We start from the raw sequence: 23650 nt of genomic DNA on the forward strand, positions 1-23650 counted from the left end.
GCTTCTCATCGATCCGCGCGCACGGCTGCGTAGGATGTGCCCTGTGCAACCATCAGACCCTTTACCCCGGAGAATGTGGCGGACGCTTACCAGGGACCTGCCCCGACTCGGCACCGCCGGCTCGCGCTCGGCCGAACTTCATCATGAACCGATGGGTCCGGAGCAGGCTGATGCGATCCGGCCGGACATTTCCCCGGGCAGAGAGCCCGGGACGAAGACCGAACTCGGCATCCAGGATCTGACCCGCTTCACGGTGCTGCGCTGGCTGGGTACCGTGGGCTCGCTGATGCTGGCCTTCGGCGCCTTAGGGGCCGGCGCCCTACCGGTGGTGGACAATCCCTATCAGTATTATCCGGGCGGCTCACTGATGTTCCGGATGTTGCAGACCTCTTCCATGGTGGTGCTGGTCGGCGTCGGTCTACTGGTGGTGGCCTGGGTGCTGATGGCCCCATACGTGGGCGCCTCTTTACGCCCCGGAACCCGGGAACGCGGAGTGGTGTCAGCCTCCCTGTTGCGGCGCACCTTCATCGGTTGGGCCCTGCCGATCCTCTTCACCGCCCCACTTTTCACCCAGGACATCTATTCCTATCTGGCCAATGGTTCCATCGTCGCCCAGGGCATGGACCCCTACTCCGCTGGCCCAGTGGAGTTACTGGGAACGGAAAATCACCTGGCACGTTCGGTGCCCTTCATCTGGTCCCAATCCGCCTCCCCCTATGGTCCGGTGGCCCTTGCCCTGGCGGCGTTGATCAGTCTGCTGACCAATGACTCCATCCTGCTGGGTGTCCTCGCCCACCGACTGCTCTCCCTGGCCGGTGTGCTGGTAGCTGGTTGGGCGGTGGTCATGCTGGCGAAACGCTGCCGGGTCAATCCTTCTGCGGCCCTCTGGCTGGGCATCCTCAATCCACTGACGGTGCTGCATCTGATCGGCGGTATCCACAATGAGTCGGTGATGCTGGGCTTTGCCCTGCTCGGCCTGGAGATCGGCCTCCGGGGCATTGACCACCTGGATGCCGGGGTCCGCAATCGGGGTATTGCCTTCATCATGCTCTCCGGTGCCCTGATTTCCTGCGCGGGCATGGTGAAGGTCACTGGTTTCCTCTCCCTGGGTTTCGTCGGGATGGCGCTCGCCCGGCATCTGCACTGCCGCGGGCTGCCGCGGTGGGCGTCAATAAGCCTGGCGGTGGCCGGCCAGGTGGCGGTGCTGGTGCTCACCGTCGGGTTGGTAACCCTGGTCAGTGGGATCGGCCTGGGATGGGTGACGGGCCAAGGCGGTGCAGCTACGATCCGCAGCTGGATGTCCGTGACCACGGATGCCGGGGTCATCGCCGGCTGGCTGGGAATGCTCCTGGGCATGGGCGATCACACCGCCGCCATCCTGGTGATCACCCGCGCGGCGGGAGTGCTGGTGGCCACCGCCTTCATCATCCGCATGCTCTTCGCCACCTTCTCCGGCACCATCCACCCGGTGGGTGGGCTCGGTGTCTCTACCTTCGCTTTGGTCATCCTCTTTCCTGTGGTGCACCCCTGGTACATGCTCTGGGCGATTGTGCCCCTGGCAGCCTGGGCCAACCGCATCTTCTTCCGGGCGTTCGTGGCCATCTATTCCGCCGCCTTCAGCTTCTTTGTGCTGCCCCGCGGACTGGCGCTACCCCCGGACACGGTCATCGCGATCTATGTCGGTTCCGCAGTGAGCTTTGTCATCATCGCGGGTCTGGGCTGGTGGTTATTAAGAGGTCGGGACCTCCTTGTCCTAGACTGAGTCCCTGTGACTGCTCAATCGGAAGTTCAGGGCGGGCCCGTGCGCCAACTTATGGATGACCCCGCGGATGCCCCCGCGTTGGAGTTGCGCGATGTCGTCAAGCGCTTCGGCTCCACAACTGCGGTGGGGGGCCTCAATCTCCGGGTCGAAAGAGGCGAGATCTTCGCCCTCCTCGGCCCCAATGGTGCCGGCAAGACCACCACCATCGAGATGTGTGAGGGTTTCCAGACCCCCACCTCAGGAAATATCCGGGTGCTGGGGGTGGACCCGACCCGAGACCCGGACCAGGTGCGACGCCGCGTGGGCATCATGCTTCAGGGAGGCGGCGCCTACTCCAGTGTCCGGGCCGGTGAGATGCTGCACCTGGCTGCCTCATACAGCGCCAACCCCCATGACCCCGAGTGGCTGCTCGATGTCGTGGGCCTGAGTAAACAGCGCCGCACCACTTATCGTCGCCTCTCCGGCGGGCAGCAACAGCGTCTTTCACTGGCGATGGCGCTGATCGGAAGGCCCGAACTCGTCTTCCTCGATGAGCCGACCGCCGGCATGGACGCTCAATCCCGTCTCATGGTCTGGGATCTGGTGTCCCAGCTGAGTCAGGACGGGGTTTCAGTGGTACTGACCACCCACCTGATGGATGAAGCTGAGGCCCTGGCCGACCGCATCATGATCATTGATCATGGTCAGACTGTCGCCGCCGGCACCCCTGCCGAGCTGACCAACGGCGACACCGCCGGGATACAGACCTTGACTATCAGTACCGACCGGGAACTTGATGTCCCGCTTATCGAAACCGCGCTGACAGCGGCAGGACACCAGGTTCCGGCGCTGCAGGCGATCCGCCCGCTGCACTACAACCTGCCTGCCACGGCAACCCCGCAGCTGCTGGCTGATCTGGCCGCGGCCGTCGCGAAGCAGGATGTGCTGATCCGCCGGATGGAAGCGGACCACCGCAATCTCGAGCAGGTCTTCCTCGAGCTGACCGGAAAAGAACTGAGGAGCTAGTCACTTGAGTACCCCGAAATCCACCGGTTTCGCCCCGGGAACCTTCGCCCCAGACCCCCGATCCGCCTCCCCCGCGAAGATGGTCCGGGCACAGGCCAGGATCGAGTCCAAGCTCTTCCTGCGCCATGGGGAGCAGCAGCTGTTGAGCATGATCATTCCCTTCGCAATGTTGATCGTGCTGGCGAAGGTGCCGATCCTGGAGAGTGACCAGCCCATCGACGAGGCCTTCCCGCTCATCCTGGCAATCGCGGCGATGAGCTCCGGTTTCACCGGTCAGGCCATCGCCCTGGCCTTTGACCGCCGCTACGGTGCCCTCAAGCGCACCGGGGCCTCCGGAGTACCGGCCTCGACGATCATCATGGGCAAGGTTGCCGCGGTGGTGACGATGGTGCTGATCCAGACCCTCGTGCTCAGCGGCACCGCACTTATCCTCGGGTGGCGCCCCGATGCCCTCGGAGTCATCATTGGCGCCTTGACCTTGATCATCGGAGTGGCCGCCTTCTCATCCTTCGGTCTGTTGATGGGTGGCACCTTGAGTTCGGAGGTGGTGCTTGCCCTGGCCAATCTGATCTGGGTGGTGCTTTCCGCCCTGGTCGGCTGGGTGCTGCTCAGTCAGGGTCTGCATGAAGCCGGCTGGGCGAACCTGATTCCCTCGGTGACCCTGGCTTCCGGCCTCACCCTCGCTTTCGAGGGCACCCTCCCCTGGTTGCAGCTGTTGATTTTGCTGGCCTGGCTGATCGCCGCGTCGGCTGCGGCGGTCAAATGGTTCCGTTTCGCGTCCTAGATCACAGCCCTCCCACCTGCCCTTAGTGATTGTCATTGTGGCTGGCAGCAGGGTTAGACTGGGTGCCGTGAGTACCGCGACGACACCTGCCTCCACAGAGAATCCAACTCCCAAGACCCCCTGGATCCCCACCCTGCGCATCCAGCGCATCGCAGCCTTCATCCTGCTGCTGGCCCAGGGTGGAATCACCGTGACCGGTTCCATTGTCCGAGTCACCGGTTCCGGTCTCGGCTGTGATACCTGGCCGCTGTGCCACGAGGGATCCCTGGTCCCCCAGGCCGGTGCCGCCCCCTGGATTCACCAGGCCATCGAATTCGGTAATCGCTTGCTGACCTTCGTGGTCGCTGCCGCCGCCATCGCTGTCTTCTTCATGGTTCTGCGTGCCAAGCGACGTACCGAGATCCTGGTCTACTCCATCATCTCAGGTCTGGGCATCGTCCTTCAGGCCGTACTCGGCGGCATCTCAGTGCTGATGGACCTGCACTGGTGGACCGTGGCCATCCACTTCCTGCCCTCCATGGTGCTGGTGTGGGTCGCCGCCCTGCTCTATACCCGTCTCCCCCAGCCGGATGACGGTGCCCCCACCAAGGTCTTCCCCACCGCCATCCGTGTCCTGCTGCTGATCTCCGTGATCTCGCTGGCGGTGGTCCTGGCCACCGGCACGATGGTCACCGGCGCCGGCCCGCACTCCGGTGATGCCGGAGTCGGTATGGAGGGTCGCCTCGAGGTCGATATCGACCTGATGGCCCATATCCACGGTTACAACATGTACGTCTACCTGGCCTTCACCCTGATTGTCGTGGGCCTGCTCTATCGTGCGAAGGCTTCCGGTGCCGCCAAGCAGACCAGCTGGGTCCTGATCGCGATGATCCTCATCCAGGGCGCGATCGGCATCGCCCAGTACAACCTGGGTGTCCCCCGCTGGTCCATCCCGGTGCACATCGCCATGTCCTCCGTGGTTGTCGCCTTCTCAGCCTTCCTCTATGCCCACGGTGTCGTCCGTCAGGGTGGCACAGAGGAGCTGCGCACCGGCTCCCCGACAGGTGATGAGCGGCTCCGTCAGCGTGAGGTGGCACAAGCCAACGCCACTGCGGCCTAGCTGCGCCGAATACCGCACCGTCTCTTGACGGAGGCGGACAGCTCGCCCCGAATCATGGTTTCCCTGCCATGCTTCGGGGTGATCTCATCTCCAGGGGGGTGTCTACTGGGACCGTTTCCCGCAGCTCTCCGCGGAAAGGTCGGGAGAAAGTATCCTGAGCTCTGCTTCAGGTTGCATCGCCGGTGAGGGGTAGACCGTGAACACCCGTTTCCCCTCCAACAGCTGGTTGAGCCGCTCCGCTTCAGCCAGCAGTGCCTCACCGGCGGCGGCCGAGACCTCCTCGAGTAGCCGGACCTGGACCTGCCCTCCCGCATCCTGGATCCACACCCCCACCACCCGGCCATTCACCCACGCGGTCGTCCCGGAGTTGCCGGCACTGTCGAAGAGCTGGGGTGCATGCTCCCCCAGGTAGAAGTCCCGCTTCTTCCATCCCATCACCGTGGGGTCGAACATCGGCAGCAGCGCCACCCAATCTTCCGCAGCAGTGATCACATCCAGGTCATCACTGCGCAGCCACCCAACCGAACCATCCTCCAGGACAACCTGACGGGCATCCACATTCTCCAGGGCGGCGCGGATCGCGGTCTTGGTGGTTCCCAGCCACCAGGCCATGTCCTCCACCGTGCCGGGCCCATAGGACCAGAGCCAACGGTGCACCAGTTCCGCATATCCCTGCCGCGCGGTCAGCGGCCCCGGCGGTTCCTGCCCCCACCATGCCCGGGCAGTGGTCCACGTCGGGTGGTTCCGGTACCAGTCACCGGCATTCCCGGCGCGGGCGAGGCTGCCCTGCAGGTTCAGGAGGGCGAGCACCTTGGGGGCGATGGCCACCGGCCCACCCCAGGACTTATCAGGTGCCTGGTTAATTACCCCACTGACCTCGACTATCTCGGTGCGAATCTGTTTTGAGGAGCGTGGCACTCCGTCTGCCAGTCCGCTCAGGACTGTTGTTTCTGCCGCCGTCAGCCATGCCTGTCCCTCGCCTTCCCCGGTTGACCCCCAGCGTTCCAGGTCGCGGATCAGACGCCGACGGGCGACTCCGGCGACCCGGGCGGCGGCACTTCCCAGCACCGCCGGAATCAGATCACGGGGATAGGCGAAAAGCGTTTCCCGCATGGAGAGCTGTGTGATGAGTGTCCGGGAGTGGTAGAGGGAGCGCTGGACATCGGAGATTGAGATTTCCCTGCTGCGCGCCCCTATTGACAGGTGGACGCTGGCTGATTCTGTCGCATGCAGGCCCACCAGCGCTCGGGCCACCTCCTCCGGGGTGCGGAGTCCAGTTGAAACTGTGAGAGCATGTCGCACGCCCAGTCGGGCACGTCTTTCATCATTGGTGACCAAACGCATTGGTTTATCCTCGCCACGTGCCTCATACACTGTCAACATCATTCGTCACCGTCAGGTCATGGGTTGGCAAGCCTCCGGTGAGTGGGGGGATGTCCTCATGGACCTGGGAATCAATCCCCATTGTTCCCCCATCTCTATCAAAAGCCACCACGACGCCGCCCAATTTCATTAGCCTTGATGTTATGAAGGCAATCCAGATTACAGAGACCGGCGGCCCGGAAGTTCTCCAGCTCCGCGATATCGAAGCACCCACCCCCACAGAGGACCAGGTGCTGGTGGCGGTGGACGTGGCCGGCATCAACTACATCGACACCTACTACCGGGAGGGCGTCTACCACGCTGCCATCCCCTTCGTGCCGGGCCAGGAGGGCACCGGGCGGGTGCTGCATGACCCGCAGGGCATCATCGCCGAGGGCACTCTGGTGGCCTGGATGGATGCCTTCGGTTCCTATGCTGAGCGGGTTTGTGTTCCCCGTGAGCGACTGGTGGCTGTCCCTGAGGGCGTCGACCCGCATGTGGCTGGTTCCATGCTGCTGCAGGGTATTACCGCGCATTACCTCACCCACGGTGTGCACGATCTGCAGGAGGGAGAGTCCTGCCTGATCACCGCCGGTGCCGGTGGCGTGGGGCTGATTGCCACCCAGATGGCCGCAGCCAAGGGGGCACGGGTTTATTCCGTGGTCTCGACTGAGGAGAAGGTGGAACTGGCACTGGCTGCCGGGGCGACCGAGGTCTTCCTGTACTCCGCGGAGCTGGCGGAAACGGTCCGCCGCCGCAATGGTGGGGTTGGCGTGGATGTGGTCTATGACGGCGTGGGCAAGGACACCTTCCAGGAGTCTCTGGAGGCGGTGCGTCCCCGTGGCACAGTCTGTCTCTTCGGTGCGGCATCCGGTGCGGTGGAACCCTTCGATCCGCAGCTGCTGAACACGCACGGCTCCATCTTTCTCACCCGCCCCTCGATGGGTGCCTACACCTCCGGCGAGGGCGAGTTCCGGATGCGTGCCCAGGCCGTGACCCAGGGTGTGGTTGACGGCACCCTGAACTTCCGCATCGGCGGGGTCTACCCCCTTGCCGACGCCGCGCAGGCCCACCGTGATATCCAGGCGCGCCGCACCACCGGCTCCATTGTGCTGCAGGTCAGCTAGAACTGGCGGGCACTTTAAAACCCCGAAACGCCGGAGGGGGCCACCAATCATATGGTGGCTCCCTCCGGCGTTTTCAGCTTCAGCATCTGAAACCAGGTCAGAAGAAGGTGGTGTCCCAACCCAGCATCATGCCGATGGTGTCCCAGCCGAAGACCGCGTCCACGGACAGTGCCACGAAGACCAGGGCGAGGTAGTTATTGGAGAGGATGAACAGCTTCAGCGGTTTCACCTCACCACCCTTGCGGACCCCGTTGTGGAGGGTGATCGCGCTGGCGAGGAACCAGATGCCGGCGACGACCGAGGCGACCAGGTAGATCCAGGAGGTGGCCGGGATCAGCAGGAGGGAAACCAGGACGGTGGCCACGGTGTACCAGACGATCTGACGGGTGACCTCGACAGGCTCACGGACCACCGGCAGCATCGGCACACCGGCAGCCTTGTAGTCCTCCTTGTACTTCATGGCCAGTGCCCAGGTGTGGGGCGGGGTCCAGAAGAAGATGATCAGGAACATCACGAGGGCCTGCCACCACTGGTTGGGGACTCCCGCGGGCAGGTTATCGGTGATCACAGCCCAGCCGACAACCACGGGCATGCAACCCGCGGCGCCTCCCCAGACGATGTTCATGTGGGTGCGGCGCTTCAGGAACTTCGTGTACACGAAGATGTAGAAGGCGATGGTGATCATCACGAAGATCGCCGCGCTCAGGGAGTTACAGAGCAACCAGAGCCACAGGAAGCTCAGGACGGTCAGTGTCCAGGCGAAAATGCTGGCGGCCCGATTGGAGACGGTGTGCTTGACCAGGGGGCGGGCGCGGGTGCGTCCCATCTTCTGGTCAATGTCAGAGTCCTCGACCATGTTGAAGGTGTTGGCGGCTGCTGCACCCATCCAACCGCCGACCACCGTCAGGAGGATCAGGACGATATTGTTCGCGCCCCGCTCCGCCTGGAGCATCGCCGGGATCGTGGCCACAAGAAGCAGCTCGATCACCCTTGGTTTCGTCAGCGCAATATAGGCCTTGATGGTGTCCAAGGGCGATTCCTCCAACTTTCAGTGGTTCTACTTGTCGCGGCATCTGCGCCGCATCACCGGAAAAACCCCTCCGGAACATGGGTGCGGGCCCGTCATCTGCTCGTATCGACGGGCCCGGCGGCGCCCCACAAACCAGGGGTGGTTGCGGGGCGTGCTGATCCATTAGTCGGATGAGGTCCCGGAAAAGTTCCCGGGCGGCCGGGGTTGACCCGGATGCTCTTAAATACAGCTTTTCCATGCTATCTGTTCAGCTGCCTCATTCCACAATCCCCCACCGCCGCAATCGATGAAAGGCGCTGGAAGTCACTCCAAGGTGGCCCACATCCCCCCATAATTCCGTGGGCATAGGCACATCCCCGAAAGTTGAGGCATCAGTGTCACAGCCCGGACTCAAAAGGAACTATGGTGGTAGCTGACGCAGACTTGAGGTTTGGGTGATCTGGCAGCCCTGGGATCTCCCGGATTAGTTCGGCCCCGGTAAAGTTGGTGCTACCAAGCCTTTAAGTCATCAGCAACTAGAACAAGTGAGGTTTCACCATCGTGACCCTGTCGCCCGAACTTCAGGCCCTGACCGTCCGCAATTATCCCGCTGACTGGACCGAGGTCGACACCAAGGCGGTTGACACCGTCCGAGTGCTCGCCGCCGATGCCGTCCAGAAGTGTGGTTCAGGACACCCGGGTACCGCGATGAGCCTGGCTCCGCTGGCCTACACCCTTTACCAGCGGATCCTCAATCACGACCCCGCTGAGAAGAACTGGGCAGGGCGTGACCGCTTCATCCTCTCCGCGGGCCACTCCTCACTGACCCAGTACATCCAGCTCTACCTGGGTGGCTTCGGTCTGGAGCTGGAGGACCTGAAGGCTCTGCGCACCTGGGGTTCACTGACCCCCGGACACCCGGAGTACGGCCACACCGACGGTGTGGAGATCACCACCGGCCCGCTGGGCCAGGGCCTGGCGTCCTCCGTGGGCATGGCGATGGCCGCCCGCCGGGAGCGTGGCCTGCTGGATCCGGAGGCACCGGCCGGGGAGTCCCCCTTCGACCACCACATCTACGTCATCGCCTCCGATGGTGACCTCCAGGAGGGTGTGACCGGTGAAGCTTCTTCCCTGGCCGGCACCCAGCAGCTGGGCAACCTGATCGTCTTCTGGGATGACAACCGCATCTCCATCGAGGATGACACCCAGATCGCCTTCACCGAGGATGTCGTCGCCCGTTATCGGGCATACGGCTGGCAGACCATCGAGATCGAAGGTGGCGAGGATGTTGCCGCCATCGAGAAGGCCGTCGAAGAGGCCAAGGCCGACACCACCCGCCCGACCTTCATCCGCGTCCGCACCATCATCGGCTACCCCGCGCCGACCATGATGAACACCGGCGCCGCCCACGGTGCCGCCCTGGGTGAGGAAGAGGTCGCCGCCACCAAGCGTGAGCTCGGCTTCGACCCGGAGGCACACTTCGACGTGGCCCCGGAGGTTCTGGCCCACACCCGCTCCCTGGCTGAACGCGGTGCCACCAAGCACGCTGAGTGGCAGAAGCGCTATGACGCCTGGGCCGAGAAGTTCCCGGAAGCCAAGGAGCTCCATGATCGCCTGATCACCCGTGAGCTGCCGGCCGACTTCGCCGATGAGCTGCCCACCTGGGAGCCGGATGCCAAGGGTGTGGCCACCCGTAAGGCCTCCGAGGCGGTGCTGCAGGAACTGGGTAAGACCCTGCCGGAGCTCTGGGGCGGTTCCGCCGACCTGGCCGGATCCAACAACACCATCATCAAGGGTGAGCCCTCCTTCGGCCCCGAGAACATCACCACCGACATGTTCTCCGCCACGCCCTATGGTCGTAACCTGCACTTCGGCATCCGTGAGCACGCCATGGGTGCGATCCTCAACGGCATCGCCCTGCACGGTGGCACCCGCCCCTACGCCGGCACCTTCCTGATCTTCTCCGACTACATGCGTCCGGCCGTGCGCCTGGCTGCCCTGCAGGGTACCGACGCCTACTACGTCTGGACCCACGACTCCATCGGCCTCGGTGAAGATGGTCCGACCCACCAGCCGGTTGAGCAGTTGACCTCCCTGCGCGCCATCCCGGGTATGTCCATGCTGCGCCCCGCCGATGCCAATGAAACCGCAGCTGCCTGGAAGAACGCCCTGCTGTACAAGTCCGGCCCCAAGGGTCTGGCGCTGACCCGCCAGAACGTCCCGGTGCTCGAGGGCACCAAGGAGAAGGCCGATGAGGGTGTCCGCCGCGGTGCCTACGTCCTCGTGGAAGGTTCCAAACAGACCCCGGATGTCATCCTGATGGGTTCCGGCTCCGAGGTCCAGCTGGCCGTGGAAGCCGCCAAGCAGCTCGAGGCTGAGGGCATCGCCGCCCGGGTGGTCTCCGTGCCCTGCATGGACTGGTTCGCGGAGCAGGATCAGGACTACATCGAGTCGGTGTTGCCCACCGCCGTCACCGCCCGCGTCTCCGTCGAGGCTGGCCTGGCCATGTCCTGGCACCGCTGGATCGGTAGCCGTGGCCGGGCGGTCTCCCTGGAGCACTTCGGCGCCTCCGCCCCTTACCAGAAGCTCTTCCAGGAGTTCGGCATCACCGCGGAGGCAGTGTTCAACGCCGCCAAGGAATCCCTGAACGCCTAGAGCCGTGCCTGACAACCCGCCCCATCTGACCCTTCATCCCCCAAGATCGGGCGGGTTTCTTCCCCCCTGTTCCACCTGCCTGATCCCCCATCGGTTTCCCACTTTCCCGGAAGGAATTATTCTCCATGTCCCACATTGACACCCTCGCCGAGCTCGGCACCTCCACCTGGTTGGACGACCTCTCCCGTGACCGCATCAAGAGCGGCAACCTCGAGGAGATCATCAAGTCGAAGTCCATCGTCGGGGTGACCACCAACCCGGCCATCTTCGCCGCCGCAATGTCCCAGGGCACTGCATACGATGCACAGATCGCCGAGCTCAAGGCTGCCGGTGCAGCCGTGGATGAGGCGGTTTTCGCCATGTCCATCGATGATGTCCGCGACGCCTGCGATATTCTCGCCCCGGTCTACGAGGCAACCGGGGGCAAGGACGGCCGCGTCTCCATCGAGGTCGATCCGCGCCACGCCGCTGAATATGAGGCCACCATCGCCCAGGCCCGTGATCTCTGGGCCAAGGTTGACCGCCCCAACGTCATGATCAAGATCCCCGCCACCCCGGAATCCATTCCGGCGATCACCGAGGCCCTGGCCGAGGGCATCAGCGTCAACGTGACCCTGATCTTCTCCGTCACCCGTTACCGCGAGGTCATCGCCGCCTACATCGAGGGCATCAAGCGCGCCGCCGAGAGCGGCAAGGATGTCTCCAAGATCCACTCCGTGGCTTCCTTCTTCGTCTCCCGCATGGACTCCGAGGTCGACAAGCGTCTTGAGGCCATCGGCACCGAGGAGGCCCTGGCACTGCGCGGCAAGGCCGGTGTGGCCAACGCCCAGCGCGCCTACTCCGTTTTCACCCAGCTTTTCGACGCCGCGGATCTCCCCGCCGACGCCAATGTCCAGCGCCCCCTGTGGGCCTCCACCGGTGTGAAGAACCCGGACTACCCCACCACCCTCTATGTCTCCGAGCTGGCCGGACCCCACACCGTCAACACCATGCCGGAGAAGACCATCGACGCCGTCCTGGAGCAGGGCAACCTGCACGGTGACACCCTCTCCGGGGATGTCACCGAGGCCGATCAGGTACTGCGTTCCCTGAGCGAGGTCGGCATCGACCTTGAGGATGTGTTCGCTGTCCTGGAGCGTGAGGGCGTCGAGAAGTTCGTCGCTGCCTGGGTCGAGCTGCTCGAATCCATGCAGGCCCGCCTCTCTTAAATCTCCTTCCCGCCGGCCCCACGATCCCCTGGGAACGTGGGGCCGGATCCAAGTCTTCTGCTCCCCGCCTTCCTTCCCTCAAAAGGACACCGTTTTGTCTGAGCTGCATACTGATTCCGATTCCCCCGAGAACAACTGGGTCAATCCGCTCCGCGATCCCCATGACAAGAGACTTCCTCGGATCGCCGGCCCCTCCGGCATGGTCATTTTCGGAGTCACCGGTGACCTGGCACGACGCAAACTGCTGCCGGCGGTCTATGACCTGGCCAACCGTGGTCTGCTGCCGGCCGGTTTCACCCTGATCGGTTATGGCCGCCGGGAGTGGAACAAGGAGGAGTTCGAGAATTATGTGCTCGAAGCAGTGCATGCCGGGGCCCGCACCAAGTTCCGTGATCATGTCTGGGAGCGCCTGGCTGAGGGCATGCATTTCGTTCGCGGCAACTTCGACGATGATGCCGCCTTCGACACCCTGGCGGACACCCTCGCAGAGATGAACGCCACCCGTGGTACCGGTGGGAACTGGGCGTACTATCTCTCGGTTCCGCCGGACTACTTCGCCGATGTCTGTCACCAGTTGCAGCGTTCCGGCCTGGCGGAGTCCCGGGACGATGCCTGGCGGAGAGTGATCATCGAGAAGCCCTTCGGTCATGACCAGTCCTCCGCCAAGAAACTCAATGAGATCGTCAATGCCGTGTTCCCGGAGAAGTCGGTCTTCCGCATCGACCACTACCTGGGCAAGGAGACGGTGCAGAACATCATGGCGCTGCGCTTCGCCAACCAGCTCTTCGATCCGATGTGGAGCGCCCACTATGTCGACCATGTGCAGATCACCATGGCCGAGGACATCGGCCTGGGTGGCCGCGCCGGCTACTACGACGGTATCGGTGCCGCCCGGGATGTCATCCAGAACCACCTGATCCAGCTGCTGGCCCTGGTCGCCATGGAGGAGCCGGTCTCCTTCTCCCCGACTGAGCTGCAGGCCGAGAAGATCAAGGTGCTGCGCGCCACCAAGCCGGTCTACCCGTTGGCCAAGACCACCGCCCGAGGTCAGTACACCGCCGGTTGGCAGGGTTCAACCTGGGTTCCGGGGTTACGCGATGAGGAGGGCTTCGACCCGAAGTCCACCACCGAAACCTTTGCCGCCTGCACCCTGGAGATCTCCTCCCGCCGCTGGGCTGGTGTCCCCTTCTACCTGCGCACCGGCAAGCGTCTGGGACGCCGCGTCACCGAGATCGCCCTGGTGTTCAAGGAGGCCCCGCACCAGCCCTTCGCTGAGGGCATGACCAGCGCCATGGGCAATAATGCCGTGGTCATCCGGGTACAGCCGGATGAGGGTGTGCTGATGCGTTTCGGTTCCAAGGTGCCGGGCTCGACCATGGAGGTCCGTGACGTGAACATGGACTTCTCCTACTCGGAGGCCTTCACCGAGGAATCCCCGGAGGCCTATGAACGGCTCATCCTTGATGCTTTGCTCGATGAGTCCAGCCTCTTCCCCACCAATGAGGAAGTGGAGTTGAGCTGGGAGATCCTGGACCCGGTGCTCAACTACTGGGAGGAACACGGCCTTCCCGATGAGTATGCGGCCGGAACCTGGGGTCCGGAATCCGCGGAAAAGATGGTGGAACGCACTGGCCGCCACTGGCGTCGCCCCTAGGGCCTGGAAGCATTCCACCCCCCCTTTTCTTCTTCTCGAATCCTGAGTCTGAAAGGCCCTCATGATCATCACTCTCACCGACACCACCACCCGGAAGGTCGCCGAAGCCCTGATGGAGTCCCGGGACAACTCCTCCCAGGCCAGCGGCCGTGTCCTCACCCTGATCGTCGTCGCCTCCACCAAGGATGATGTCGACGAGATCATCCAGGCCACTGAGGCGGCCGCCCATGAACACCCCGCCCGGGTGCTGGTGATGCTCACCGGTTCCGCGGAAGGCCCCTCACGTCTCGATGCCGAGGTCTCGGGGGCTGGTGCCTCCGGTGCCGCGGAAATGGTGGTCATGCGCACCGAAGGTACCCTCTCCAACCACCTGGAGTCCGTGGTCACCCCGCTGCTGCTGCCCGACACCCCGATCGTGGCCTGGTGGCCTTCAGCGGCCCCCGCCAACCCCTCCGAGCACCCCATCGGACGACTCGCCCAACGTCGGATCACCGACGCCCTCAATGACACCCGCTCCCTGGTGCTCTCCGCCCGCCGTGAGAACTACGCCCCCGGGGACTCCGACCTGATGTGGTCACGGATCACCCACTGGCGGGGTATCGTGGCTTCCTCCCTGGAGCAGCGCCCCGGCAAGAAGGTCATCGGGGCGAAGGTCTACGGCCCCGCCAACCACCCCAGTGTCGACATTGCCGCTGGTTGGCTCGCGGATCGCCTGGGGGTGGAGATCATCCGCACCTCCCAGGATTCGGGGGAGGAAGATGCCGCCCGCGAGGCCGGCCACTTCATGATCTCCCGCCTGGAGCTGGAACAGGAGAACGGTGCCATCGTGGTGTCCGTGGTCGACTACCGCACCATCCGGCTCAGCGTGCCGGGACGACCGGACTCTCTGGTCGCTCTCAGCCGCCGCGGCATCGCCGAATGCCTGGCCGAGGAAATGCGTCACCTCGACCCAGACACCGCCTACGCCAATGCGCTCCGCGGACTGGGTCAGCTGACCCGCCGCTAGACTGGGCCCCGGATCCGACTCACTTCCGCAAACCCACGAAAGGTCAATCCCTTGGTTTCTCTCGCCCGTGTCTCTGACCTCAATGAACTGATCACCCTCGCCTCCCGCCGATTCATCGAGACCATCACCCAGATCCAGTTCTCCGGCGCCCTCCACGGCGATGGTCTGGTTCGGGTGGTGCTCACCGGTGGGGGTGCCGGCATCGGCCTCCTCAAGGAACTGGCACGGCTGGATGCCGCCGCTGAAGCCCAGTCCGAGTCCTTCCCGACCCTGCGGGTCGACTGGTCCCGGGTGCACATCTTCTTCGGCGATGAGCGCAATGTGCCCGTTTCCCACCAGGACTCCAATGAGGGCCAGGCCCGCGACACCCTGCTCAAGCACATCAGTATCCCCGAGGGGAACATCCACGGTTATGGTCTGAACGGCCAGGATCTGGATGAGGCGGCCGCCGAGTATGAGAAGACGGTCCGCCGACACGCACCCGATGGTTTCGATCTGCATCTGCTCGGGATGGGCGGCGAGGGGCACATCAACTCCCTCTTCCCCCACACCGATGCGGTCCGAGAAAAGGAAAAACTGGTCATGGCGGTGAAGGACTCCCCCAAGCCGCCAGCCGAGCGGGTCACCCTGACCATGCCCGCCATCAATTCCTCCGGTCGGGTGTGGCTGCTGGTCGCCGGTGCCGAGAAGGCCTCTGCCGCTGCTGCGGTGATGCGTAGCGCCGAGGCGGTGGACTGGCCGGCCGCCGGAGTGGGAGGCACCAAGGAGACGGTGCTCTTCCTGACGGATGATGCCGCCACCGAACTGGGCTGATTGCCTGGGGTTCTGAAATAGGCAAAGGAAAATGCCGCCCACCTTATTTAAGGGTGGGCGGCATTTTTACCTGAGCTGATCTAGAAAGTGAACACCTGGATCAGGTTCAGGGCAATGATGCAGACAATCCAGATCAGAGCGGTCAGCACGGTGTAGCGGTCGAGGTTCTTCTCCACCACGGTCGAACCGGAGAGGTTCGACTGGACGCCACCACCGAAGAGGCTGGACAGACCGCCGCCCTTGCCCTTGTGCAGAAGGACGAAGACGGTCAGCAGGATGCTCGAGAGAACGAGAATGATCTGGAGTGCGAGAGTCATTGATTTCCTTAGGCTGACGTGCAGCAGGTCGGGTATGGCCCCGGCGCATAAGGAATTAGCGGGGCACTGTTCTTAACTTAGGACAGTATACATGAGCTCACTTCCGCCAGCTGGCCGGGACCTGCCGGAATGGAAGCGGACTCACCCCCCGCCACTAACCTGAGTTACGCAGCGCGGTGGCCAACCCATTCATGGTCAACTGGATTCCCCGGGACACGGCATCCCTTTCATCACCGGCACGATAGCGACGCAGCAGTTCCACCTGGATGACATTCAGGGGCAGCAGGTAAGGGAAGCGGGTACGTACTGAACGTGCCAGCATGGGGTTGTCCGCCAGCAGGTGCTCGGAGCCGGTGATCTTGAAGAACATCTCCCGGGAGAGCTCAAACTCCTCGGCGATCAGCCGGTGGATCCGCTGGGAGGTGTCCGAATCATCGACCAGCTGGGCGTAGAGTTCAGCCAACCGCATCTCCGCCTTGCTCATCACCTGCGCCATATTCGACATCACGGAGTCGAAGAAGGGCCAGATTTCATAGAGACGGCGCAGCTCAGCGATCCGGCTCTCAGCCTGCTCCCCCTCCCCGATCCACTGGGAAATGGCACTGCCCACACCGAACCAGCCGGGCAGCATGACCCGCGACTGGGACCATGACAGCACCCAGGGAATCGCCCGCAGATCCTCCACCCCCTCGGTCTGCTTCCGGGAGGTCGGGCGGGATCCGATATTGAGGGATCCGATCTCCTGCAATGGGGTGGACTGGGTGAAGTAAGGGATGAAACCGGGATCCTCATGCACCAGGGAGGAGTACTTCTGCTGGCTGAGCTCGGCGAGTTCAGCCATGATCTCATAGGCACGTTCCGGATTACTCAGGTCATCCACCGTCAGCAGGCTGGCCTCCAGGGTTGCGGACACCAGAGCCTCCAGGTTACGGCGGGCCGTGTCCCGCGAACCGTACTTCGCGGAGATGATCTCACCCTGCTCGGTGATGCGCACTGAACCGGTGACCGCACCCTTGGGCTGGGCCAGGATCGCCTCATAGGAGGGACCGCCACCACGACCGACGGTGCCCCCACGGCCGTGGAAAAGTCGCAGACTGATCTCATTCTCAGAACCAGCCTCCACCAGTTCCCGCTCCGCGGCATACAGGGCCCAGTTGGCGGCGAAATAACCACCGTCCTTGTTGGAGTCGGAGTAACCGAGCATCACTTCCTGGGTATCACCGCGCTGGGCGAGATAGGAACGGTAGAGCGGCAACTGCCAGAGCTGGCGCAGAATATCGGCACCGGCCTGTAGGTCCCCGATGGTCTCGAAGAGGGGGATCACATCCACCTCACCCCGGGGGTTGTCCCCCGCCGCCTGGATGAGGCCTACCTCCTTGAGCAGCACCATCGGTTCCAGGATGTCGCTGACGGATTCCGCCATGGAGATGATGCAGTGGGGAATCATCTCCGGCCCGAATTTCGCGTTCGCGGCGGCCGCTTCCACGAAGATGTCGATCTCACGTTGCACCGCCTCCGTGAAATCCCGGTATCCGCGGGGTACCAGGGGGCGCGGGGTATGCAGCTCAGCGATCAGCAGCTGCACCTTCTCCTCCTCATTCAGGGAGGCATAGTCCGAATGTACCTGGGCCACCCCGAAAAGCTCGGTGACCACCTGTTCAAAACTCTCGGAGTTCTGCCGCAGATCCATGGAGTAGAGATGGAAGCCGAAGGTGTCCAGCGCGACCCGGATGGTGGCCACCCGGTCCTCAGCGATGATTTCATCATGTGAAAACCGCAGGGACTCATCGATGACAGCCAGGTCAGCAGCAAATTCCTCGGCCGAGGAATAAGGTGCGAACTTCTGGTGCCAGGTGCCTTCCACTGCCGCCGGATCAATCAGCTTGGCGACGGTCGCGCACATCCGGCCCCGCATCCCGTGTACCGCCCTGCGGTAGGGCTCATCCACCCGGCTGGGTTCATCATTCTGACCCCGAGTGGCCAGCGCCACCAGCTCCACGGTGACATCGGAGAGCCGGTCGGAAAGACTCAGCTCATGTTCCAGCGCATGCAGCTGGTTGACGTAGTACTTGAGTGCCGTGGCGGAGGCCCTGGTGGTGGCATAGCGCAGGGTGTCGGCGGTGACGAAGGGGTTTCCGTCATGGTCACCACCGATCCAGGAACCGGGACGCAGAATCGCCGGGGTGGCACTTTCTGCCCCGTACACCCGGGAGATGGCCTGGGAGACATTCTGGTTGATGGCCGGGATCTCCTCCAGCAGGCTGAGCTTGTAGTAGCGCAGGCCCACCTCGATCTCATCCTCGATCCGTGGTCGGGAGACCCGGATCAAGGCGGTCTGCCAGAGAATGGTCATCCGGCGGTGGATCTGGCGGTCCAGCTCCTCCATCCGGGACTGGGTGCGGGCATTTTCCGGGGCTTCGATGAGGCGGTGCCGCTCAGCCATCAGCTCGGAGATCTTCTGCTGCACATCGAAAACGGTGCGACGCCGGGTTTCGGTGGGGTGAGCTGTGAGCACCGGGGCCACCAGGGCTCGACTAAGCACCTCGGCGACCTCAGCTGCGGTGACCTGGGCACCTTCGAGCTTGGCCCAGGTCGCTTCGAGGGTGGAGTCCGGGGCGGGTTCCCCGGCGTCCAGAGCTCGTTCCCGGCTGCTCTCATCGTGCAGATCCTCCGCCAGGTTCGTCATGAGGGCGAAGTGGCTGAAGGCGCGGATGATGGGGGTGGTGCGACGTGGGTCGATATTGCGGAACATCGAGACCAGGGCATCCATCCCCGCCTCACCGCGGGCTATCTCGAATGCGGTTTGGCGGGCACCCTCGACGAGGTCGAAGACCTCCTGCCCCTCCTGCTCAGCAATGACATGGCCGAGGGCCCGCCCGAGGTAGCGGATGTCCTCCTGAAGATGATCCGGAGCATGCATGGTGAAATTCCCCTGTTTTCGATGTGCCGCTGGAAATGAGCTTTCTTAGATTGCGTCGCCGGCAGCGGCGATCAGCTTGGCGAACTGCTCGCCATCCAGCGAGGCACCGCCGACGAGTCCACCGTCGACATCCGGCTGGGAGATGATCTCGGCGATGCTGTCGACCTTGACGGAACCACCGTAAAGGATGCGCAGTTCAGAGGCCACGTTTTCATCGGCTAATTCCTGAATGAGTCCGCGGATGGCGGCACAGACTTCCTGGGCATCAGCTGCGGAGGCCACCTTGCCGGTGCCGATGGCCCAGACTGGTTCATAGGCGATGACGGTGTTGTTCAGATCCTCCCTGCTTAGACCGGCCAGGGACTGGCGGGTCTGCTCGAGTACATAATCGACGTGGGTGCCGGCTTCACGGATCTCCAGCGGCTCACCGACACAGACGATCGGCTTCATGCCGCTGGCCAGGGTGGCCTTGGCCTTGGCCGCGACCTGGGCGTCATCTTCACGGTGGTACTCACGACGCTCGGAGTGACCCACCACGATCCAGGTGCAACCCAACGTGGAGAGCATGGCAGCGGAGATATCGCCGGTGTAGGCGCCGTTCTCATGCTCGGAGACATCCTGCGCGCCATAGGTGATCGGCAGTTTGTCAGCATCGACCAGGGTCTGCACGCTGCGGATGGTGGTGAAGGGCACGGTCAGTGCCACATCCACCTTCTTGTAGTACTCCTTGGGAAGCGCGAAGGTGAGCTTCTGGACACTGTTGATCGCCTCCTTGTAGTTGAGGTTCATCTTCCAGTTACCGGCGATCAGCGGCTTGCGGGCCATGGTGGGTCATCCTTTCAGGGGGGTGGGAAACGCCGGGGGCCGCGGGGGGGTCCGCGTCCTCCGGCGTCAGGGGGGTGAAACTTAGGCGGAGAGCACGGCGACGCCGGGTAGTTCCTTGCCCTCGAGATATTCCAGGGAGGCTCCGCCACCGGTGGAGATGTGGGAGAAACCTTCCTCATCCAGGCCGAGAACACGGACGGAGGCTGCGGAATCGCCGCCACCGACCACGGAGAAGGCGCCGTTCTTGGCAGTGGCGTCGATGATGGCCTGGGCGACACCGGCGGTACCCTGGGAAAAGGCCTCGATCTCGAAGACACCCATCGGACCATTCCAGAAGATGGTCTTGGCGGTGGCCAGGACCTCGGCGAAAACCTCAACGGACTTCGGCCCGATGTCCGGGGAGAGCCAGCCCTCCGGGATGGAATCCAGGGCGACGACCTTGTTTTCGGCATCGGCACTGAACTCAGCGGCAGCCAGCAGATCGACCGGGAGCACGAGCTTGTCGCTGTGGCGGGCCAGCAGGTCCTTGCAGGTGTCGATCATCTCTTCCTGCAGCAGGGACTTCTGGACGTTGTAGCCCTGGGCGGCGAGGAAGGTGTAGCACATGCCACCACCGATGATCAGCTTGTCGGCCTTGCCGGACAGTGCCTCGATGACACCCAGCTTATCGGAAACCTTGGAGCCGCCGAGGACGACGACATAGGGCTTCTCCGGAGCTTCAGCAACCTTCTTGAGCTCGGAGATCTCGGTGCCGACCAGCGCACCGGCGTAGGCCGGCAGGCGCTTGGCCACATCGTAGACGGAGGCCTGGGCGCGGTGGACCACGCCGAAGCCATCGGAGACGAAGGCGCCGTTGTCGGCCGCCAGGGCTGCCAGCTCATCGGCGAAGGCACCGCGTTCCGCCTCATCCTTGGAGGTCTCACGGGCATCGAAACGCACGTTCTCGACCAGCAGGATCTCACCCTCGGTCAGGCCGTTGGCACGCTCATGGGCGTCCTCACCGGTGACATCGGCGGCCAGGGCAACGTACTGGCCCAGGGCCTCGGACAGGGCCTCGGCGACCGGTGCCAGGGAGAACCTGGGGTTGACCTCGCCCTTGGGGCGGCCCAGGTGTGCGGTGACGATGACCTTGGCGCCACCGTCGAGCAGTGCCTTCAAGGTAGGCAGGGAGGCGGTGATACGACCCGGGTCGGTGATCTCACCGGCGTCGTTAAGCGGCACATTGAAGTCCGAGCGGACGAGGACGTGACGGCCGTCGACACCTTCGTCGAGCAGGTCCTGGAGGGTCTTCAGGGACATGTATTCTCCTTGATTTTTCTACTAGGGCACTCTTGCCGAAGTCGATGTTACGTAAATATGAAAAGGACCCGGGGTGTGCCTCGGCACACCCCGGGCCGAACAGGGTTTTCAGCAGCCACGCCCACCTTTTCAGGTGTGCTCAGGATGGCCTTGGAGATCCTTAGAGCTTGGAGGCGACCAGTTCGGTCAGGCGCAGCAGCTGGCAGGTGTAGCCCCACTCGTTGTCGTACCAGGCGACGACCTTGACGGTGTTGCCGGAGACCTTGGTCAGGCCGGAGTCGAAGATGGAACCGTGCGGGTCGGTGATGATGTCAGTGGAGACCAGCGGCTCTTCGGTGTAGGCCAGGGTCTCGCCGAACTCACCGGTGGCGGCTTCCTTGATGGCGGCGTTGACAGCTTCGACGGAGACCTCGGAGTTAGTGGTGAAGGTCAGGTCGGTGGCGGAACCGGTGATGACCGGAACACGCAGAGCGTAGCCGTCCAGCTTGCCCTTGAGCTCCGGCAGAACCAGGGCAACAGCCTTGGCGGCACCGGTGGAGGTCGGGACAATGTTCTGGGCAGCAGCGCGGGCGCGACGCAGATCCTTGTGCGGGGCATCGTGCAGACGCTGGTCACCGGTGTAGGCGTGGATGGTGGTCATCAGGCCGTTCACGATGCCGAACTTGTCGTTGAGGACCTTGGCCACCGGTGCCAGGCAGTTGGTGGTGCAGGATGCGGCGGAAATGACGTTGTGGTTCGCCGGATCGTAGTCCTGGTGGTTGACGCCATAAACGAAGGTGGCATCCTCGTTCTTCGCCGGAGCGGAGATGATGACCTTCTTGGCGCCGGCCTCGATGTGGGCCTTGGCTGCCTCCCCATCGGTGAAGAAGCCGGTGGACTCAATGACGATGTCAACGTTGTGGGCGGCCCAGTCCAGGTTCTTCGGGTCACGCTCGGCGGAGACCGCGATGCGCTTGCCACCGACGGTGATGGACTCATCGTCGAATTCGACCGCCTGGTCCAGACGTCCGAGGATGGAGTCGAACTGCAGCAGGGTGCGCAGGGTCTTGTTATCGGTCAGGTCGTTGACTGCGACAACCTCAAGATCCTCGCTGCGCTGAAGGGCTGCACGGAGGAAGTTGCGTCCGATGCGGCCGAAGCCGTTGATTCCTACGCGAATGGTCACGATATTCTCCTCATTGTTGGGATTGCGTCCGCTTGTGAGGGAATTTCCGTTTTCCGGGGCTCCCCCTCACTCGCCATCAGTGCCGAGTCTAGCGAGGACCTCCGATGCCCGCAGTGGGAAAACTAAAGCCGCATTTTCACCCCCGAAAGCATTGCGACTAGCACACTTCCAGAAGTTCAGCGGGACACTTTCGGCCTTTTCCCACTTTTCGGGGCCAGAATTCAGAGTCGAACTCCCTCACCCACCCCCAAAAGTAGGAAGGTATGATCAAGGGGGTGAATTGGAGCGGCCCCGCCCGACCCCTCACCCAAAGGTTCAATGTGGCCATCTTCACACCCTGGGCGGACATTGTTCGGCAGGAAAACAACCACCCCCCACCCCCCCATTTGGCGATAAATCGCCCCCGAAGCACAGGGTCCAGGGGTACAGCGTGCCCCCACCCCAGCGCAGGATGGGGCTTAAGCCTGGTCCAGGAGATCCTCGGTGACAGCCTTGGAGGTATCGGGAATATCCAGTTCCTCAGCGCGCTTATCCGCCATGGACAGCAGGCGCCGGATACGGCCCGCCACGGCATCCTTGGTCATCTGTGGATCCGCGAGACGGCCCAGCTCCTCCAGGGATGCCTGACGGTGCTGCACCCGCAGCTGACCCGCCTCCGCCAGGTGTTCCGGCACATCATCACCGAGGATGCTCATGGCACGTTCCACCCGGGCTGCGGCGGCCACCGCGGCCCGGGCGGAGCGCCGCAGGTTGGCGTCATCGAAGTTGGCGAGCCGGTTAGCGGTGGCGCGCACCTCACGGTGCAGCCGCTTCTCCTCCCATTCCAGGCGCACCTGCTGGGCCCCCATCCGGGTCAACAAGGCACCGATGGCATCCCCATCACGGATGACCACCCGATCAGAGCCGCGGGTCTCCTTGGTTTTGGCGGCGATCCCCAGGCGGCGGGCGCAGCCGACCAACGCCAGGGCGGCCTCCTGACAGGGGCAGGCAACCTCCAGGGTGGAGGAACGGCCCGGTTCACTCAGTGAGCCATGTGCCAGGAAGGCACCCCGCCAGGCTGCCTCATTATCGGAGACAGATCCGGAAATCACCTGGGGTGGCAATCCGAGCACGGGATGTCCGGAGCGGGTGACCAGACCGACGCGGCGGACCAGATCATCCGCACCTTCGGTGACCCGCAGGACATAGCGGGTGGTCTTGCGCACCCCACCCGGGGAAATGGTGTGGAGGTGGACGTTGACCTCATAGAGTTCCCGCAGGGCGCTGGCCAGTCGTTCTGCCACCAGCTGGGAATCCAGTTCAGCCTCCACGACGAGGTGTCCGTTGATGATGTGGAGTCCGCCGGAGAAGCGCAGCAGGGCTGCCACTTCAGCAGCTCGCGCGGAGTGCCGGGACACCTTGACCCGGGCCAGCTCCTCCTTGACCTTCGGCGTCAATGCCATGATTTCGCCGCCTTTCTAGGATGAGACAAGTCCGCCCAGGCTTCCCGCCCCCTGGTGATCAGAACATTGAAAACACAACGACCAGGGGTTTCAGCCACCTGTGCCAGTGCTGTTGGTTGTGCTGAGCCGCAGGTACCTGGATGGGTACCTGCCACAGGATTTTCCCCGGGGGGTGGGAAAGCTCGGGCGTTAATACCC

At 63.5% G+C, this 23650-nt stretch carries 18 protein-coding genes; 10 read left to right on the forward strand and 8 right to left on the reverse strand.

Annotation, left to right across the window (positions count from 1 at the left end):
• Nucleotides 1-34 precede the first annotated feature (34 nt).
• The 4 genes from mptB to COCCU_RS07630 all read left to right on the forward strand — a co-directional run bounded on the left by mptB (nt 35) and on the right by COCCU_RS07630 (nt 4650).
• On the forward strand, nt 35-1762 hold the full coding sequence (gene mptB / locus COCCU_RS07615) for a polyprenol phosphomannose-dependent alpha 1,6 mannosyltransferase MptB (protein WP_197088312.1): 1728 nt from the start codon (nt 35-37) through the stop codon (nt 1760-1762).
• A gap of 51 nt (nt 1763-1813) precedes the next feature.
• On the forward strand, nt 1814-2767 hold the full coding sequence (locus COCCU_RS07620) for an ABC transporter ATP-binding protein (RefSeq protein ID WP_156232693.1): 954 nt from the start codon (nt 1814-1816) through the stop codon (nt 2765-2767).
• A gap of 79 nt (nt 2768-2846) precedes the next feature.
• Nucleotides 2847-3551: an ABC transporter permease gene (locus COCCU_RS07625; RefSeq protein WP_156232695.1), complete on the forward strand. Its 705-nt coding sequence runs from the start codon at nt 2847-2849 to the stop codon at nt 3549-3551.
• Between the two features lie 67 nt (nt 3552-3618).
• Nucleotides 3619-4650: a COX15/CtaA family protein gene (locus COCCU_RS07630; RefSeq protein ID WP_156230959.1), complete on the forward strand. Its 1032-nt coding sequence runs from the start codon at nt 3619-3621 to the stop codon at nt 4648-4650.
• 102 nt (nt 4651-4752) lie between these two features.
• Here COCCU_RS07630 and COCCU_RS07635 read toward each other — a convergent pair whose 3' ends face one another.
• Nucleotides 4753-5994, reverse strand: coding sequence for a winged helix DNA-binding domain-containing protein (locus COCCU_RS07635; protein WP_156230960.1), 1242 nt, complete (start codon nt 5992-5994; stop codon nt 4753-4755).
• A gap of 182 nt (nt 5995-6176) precedes the next feature.
• On the opposite strand from COCCU_RS07635, the gene COCCU_RS07640 reads away from it, so the two are divergent.
• A complete protein-coding gene (locus COCCU_RS07640) occupies nt 6177-7139 on the forward strand; it encodes a quinone oxidoreductase family protein (RefSeq protein WP_156230961.1) in 963 nt (320 codons plus the stop codon).
• A gap of 97 nt (nt 7140-7236) precedes the next feature.
• On the opposite strand, the gene COCCU_RS07645 is transcribed toward COCCU_RS07640, so the two are convergent.
• Nucleotides 7237-8169 (reverse strand): heme o synthase, encoded by a 933-nt coding sequence (locus tag COCCU_RS07645; protein ID WP_156230962.1) that lies wholly within the window; start codon nt 8167-8169, stop codon nt 7237-7239.
• 540 nt (nt 8170-8709) lie between these two features.
• Between COCCU_RS07645 and tkt the strand changes: the two genes are divergently transcribed.
• From tkt to pgl, 5 genes are all read left to right on the forward strand, one after another.
• Complete coding sequence (gene tkt, locus COCCU_RS07650) at nt 8710-10803, forward strand: transketolase (RefSeq protein WP_156230963.1); 2094 nt, start codon at nt 8710-8712, stop codon at nt 10801-10803.
• Nucleotides 10804-10928: 125 nt separating this feature from the next.
• Complete coding sequence (tal, locus tag COCCU_RS07655) at nt 10929-12011, forward strand: transaldolase (RefSeq protein ID WP_156230964.1); 1083 nt, start codon at nt 10929-10931, stop codon at nt 12009-12011.
• A 94-nt stretch (nt 12012-12105) separates the two neighbouring features.
• The gene (zwf, locus tag COCCU_RS07660) at nt 12106-13665 is read left to right on the forward strand and encodes a glucose-6-phosphate dehydrogenase (protein WP_156230965.1); all 1560 of its coding nucleotides are present in this window, start codon (nt 12106-12108) and stop codon (nt 13663-13665) included.
• Nucleotides 13666-13726: 61 nt separating this feature from the next.
• Entirely contained in the window at nt 13727-14671 is a 945-nt protein-coding gene (locus tag COCCU_RS07665; RefSeq protein ID WP_156230966.1) for a glucose-6-phosphate dehydrogenase assembly protein OpcA, read from the forward strand.
• 51 nt (nt 14672-14722) lie between these two features.
• On the forward strand, nt 14723-15484 hold the full coding sequence (pgl, locus tag COCCU_RS07670; RefSeq protein WP_156230967.1) for a 6-phosphogluconolactonase: 762 nt from the start codon (nt 14723-14725) through the stop codon (nt 15482-15484).
• 80 nt (nt 15485-15564) lie between these two features.
• Here pgl and secG read toward each other — a convergent pair whose 3' ends face one another.
• From secG to whiA, 6 genes are all read right to left on the reverse strand, one after another.
• A complete protein-coding gene (gene secG, locus COCCU_RS07675; protein WP_156230968.1) occupies nt 15565-15801 on the reverse strand; it encodes a preprotein translocase subunit SecG in 237 nt (78 codons plus the stop codon).
• Nucleotides 15802-15955: 154 nt separating this feature from the next.
• Nucleotides 15956-18721 (reverse strand): phosphoenolpyruvate carboxylase, encoded by a 2766-nt coding sequence (gene ppc, locus COCCU_RS07680; protein ID WP_156230969.1) that lies wholly within the window; start codon nt 18719-18721, stop codon nt 15956-15958.
• 45 nt (nt 18722-18766) lie between these two features.
• A complete protein-coding gene (gene tpiA, locus COCCU_RS07685; protein WP_156230970.1) occupies nt 18767-19546 on the reverse strand; it encodes a triose-phosphate isomerase in 780 nt (259 codons plus the stop codon).
• Nucleotides 19547-19627: 81 nt separating this feature from the next.
• Nucleotides 19628-20845 carry a phosphoglycerate kinase gene (pgk, locus tag COCCU_RS07690; RefSeq protein ID WP_156230971.1) on the reverse strand — a complete coding sequence of 406 codons (1218 nt, stop codon included), beginning with the start codon at nt 20843-20845 and terminating at the stop codon, nt 19628-19630.
• 160 nt (nt 20846-21005) lie between these two features.
• The gene (gene gap, locus COCCU_RS07695) at nt 21006-22010 is read right to left on the reverse strand and encodes a type I glyceraldehyde-3-phosphate dehydrogenase (protein ID WP_156230972.1); all 1005 of its coding nucleotides are present in this window, start codon (nt 22008-22010) and stop codon (nt 21006-21008) included.
• A gap of 458 nt (nt 22011-22468) precedes the next feature.
• Nucleotides 22469-23452 (reverse strand): DNA-binding protein WhiA, encoded by a 984-nt coding sequence (whiA, locus tag COCCU_RS07700; RefSeq protein WP_156230973.1) that lies wholly within the window; start codon nt 23450-23452, stop codon nt 22469-22471.
• Nucleotides 23453-23650 lie beyond the last annotated feature (198 nt).

Origin of the sequence: Corynebacterium occultum (genome assembly GCF_009734425.1) — a bacterium.
Taxonomy (GTDB): domain Bacteria; phylum Actinomycetota; class Actinomycetes; order Mycobacteriales; family Mycobacteriaceae; genus Corynebacterium; species Corynebacterium occultum.

Bases quoted from the DNA above. Each gene is read 5' to 3' on its own strand.
- mptB (WP_197088312.1), top strand. From the start codon at position 35: ATGTGCCCTGTGCAACCATCAGACCCTTTACCCCGGAGAATGTGGCGG.
- COCCU_RS07620 (WP_156232693.1), top strand. From the start codon at position 1,814: ATGGATGACCCCGCGGATGCCCCCGCGTTGGAGTTGCGCGATGTCGTC.
- COCCU_RS07625 (WP_156232695.1), top strand. From the start codon at position 2,847: ATGGTCCGGGCACAGGCCAGGATCGAGTCCAAGCTCTTCCTGCGCCAT.
- COCCU_RS07635 (WP_156230960.1), bottom strand. From the start codon at position 5,994: ATGCGTTTGGTCACCAATGATGAAAGACGTGCCCGACTGGGCGTGCGA.
- COCCU_RS07640 (WP_156230961.1), top strand. From the start codon at position 6,177: ATGAAGGCAATCCAGATTACAGAGACCGGCGGCCCGGAAGTTCTCCAG.
- tal (WP_156230964.1), top strand. From the start codon at position 10,929: ATGTCCCACATTGACACCCTCGCCGAGCTCGGCACCTCCACCTGGTTG.
- COCCU_RS07665 (WP_156230966.1), top strand. From the start codon at position 13,727: ATGATCATCACTCTCACCGACACCACCACCCGGAAGGTCGCCGAAGCC.
- secG (WP_156230968.1), bottom strand. From the start codon at position 15,801: ATGACTCTCGCACTCCAGATCATTCTCGTTCTCTCGAGCATCCTGCTG.
- ppc (WP_156230969.1), bottom strand. From the start codon at position 18,721: ATGCATGCTCCGGATCATCTTCAGGAGGACATCCGCTACCTCGGGCGG.
- tpiA (WP_156230970.1), bottom strand. From the start codon at position 19,546: ATGGCCCGCAAGCCGCTGATCGCCGGTAACTGGAAGATGAACCTCAAC.
- pgk (WP_156230971.1), bottom strand. From the start codon at position 20,845: ATGTCCCTGAAGACCCTCCAGGACCTGCTCGACGAAGGTGTCGACGGC.
- whiA (WP_156230973.1), bottom strand. From the start codon at position 23,452: ATGGCATTGACGCCGAAGGTCAAGGAGGAGCTGGCCCGGGTCAAGGTG.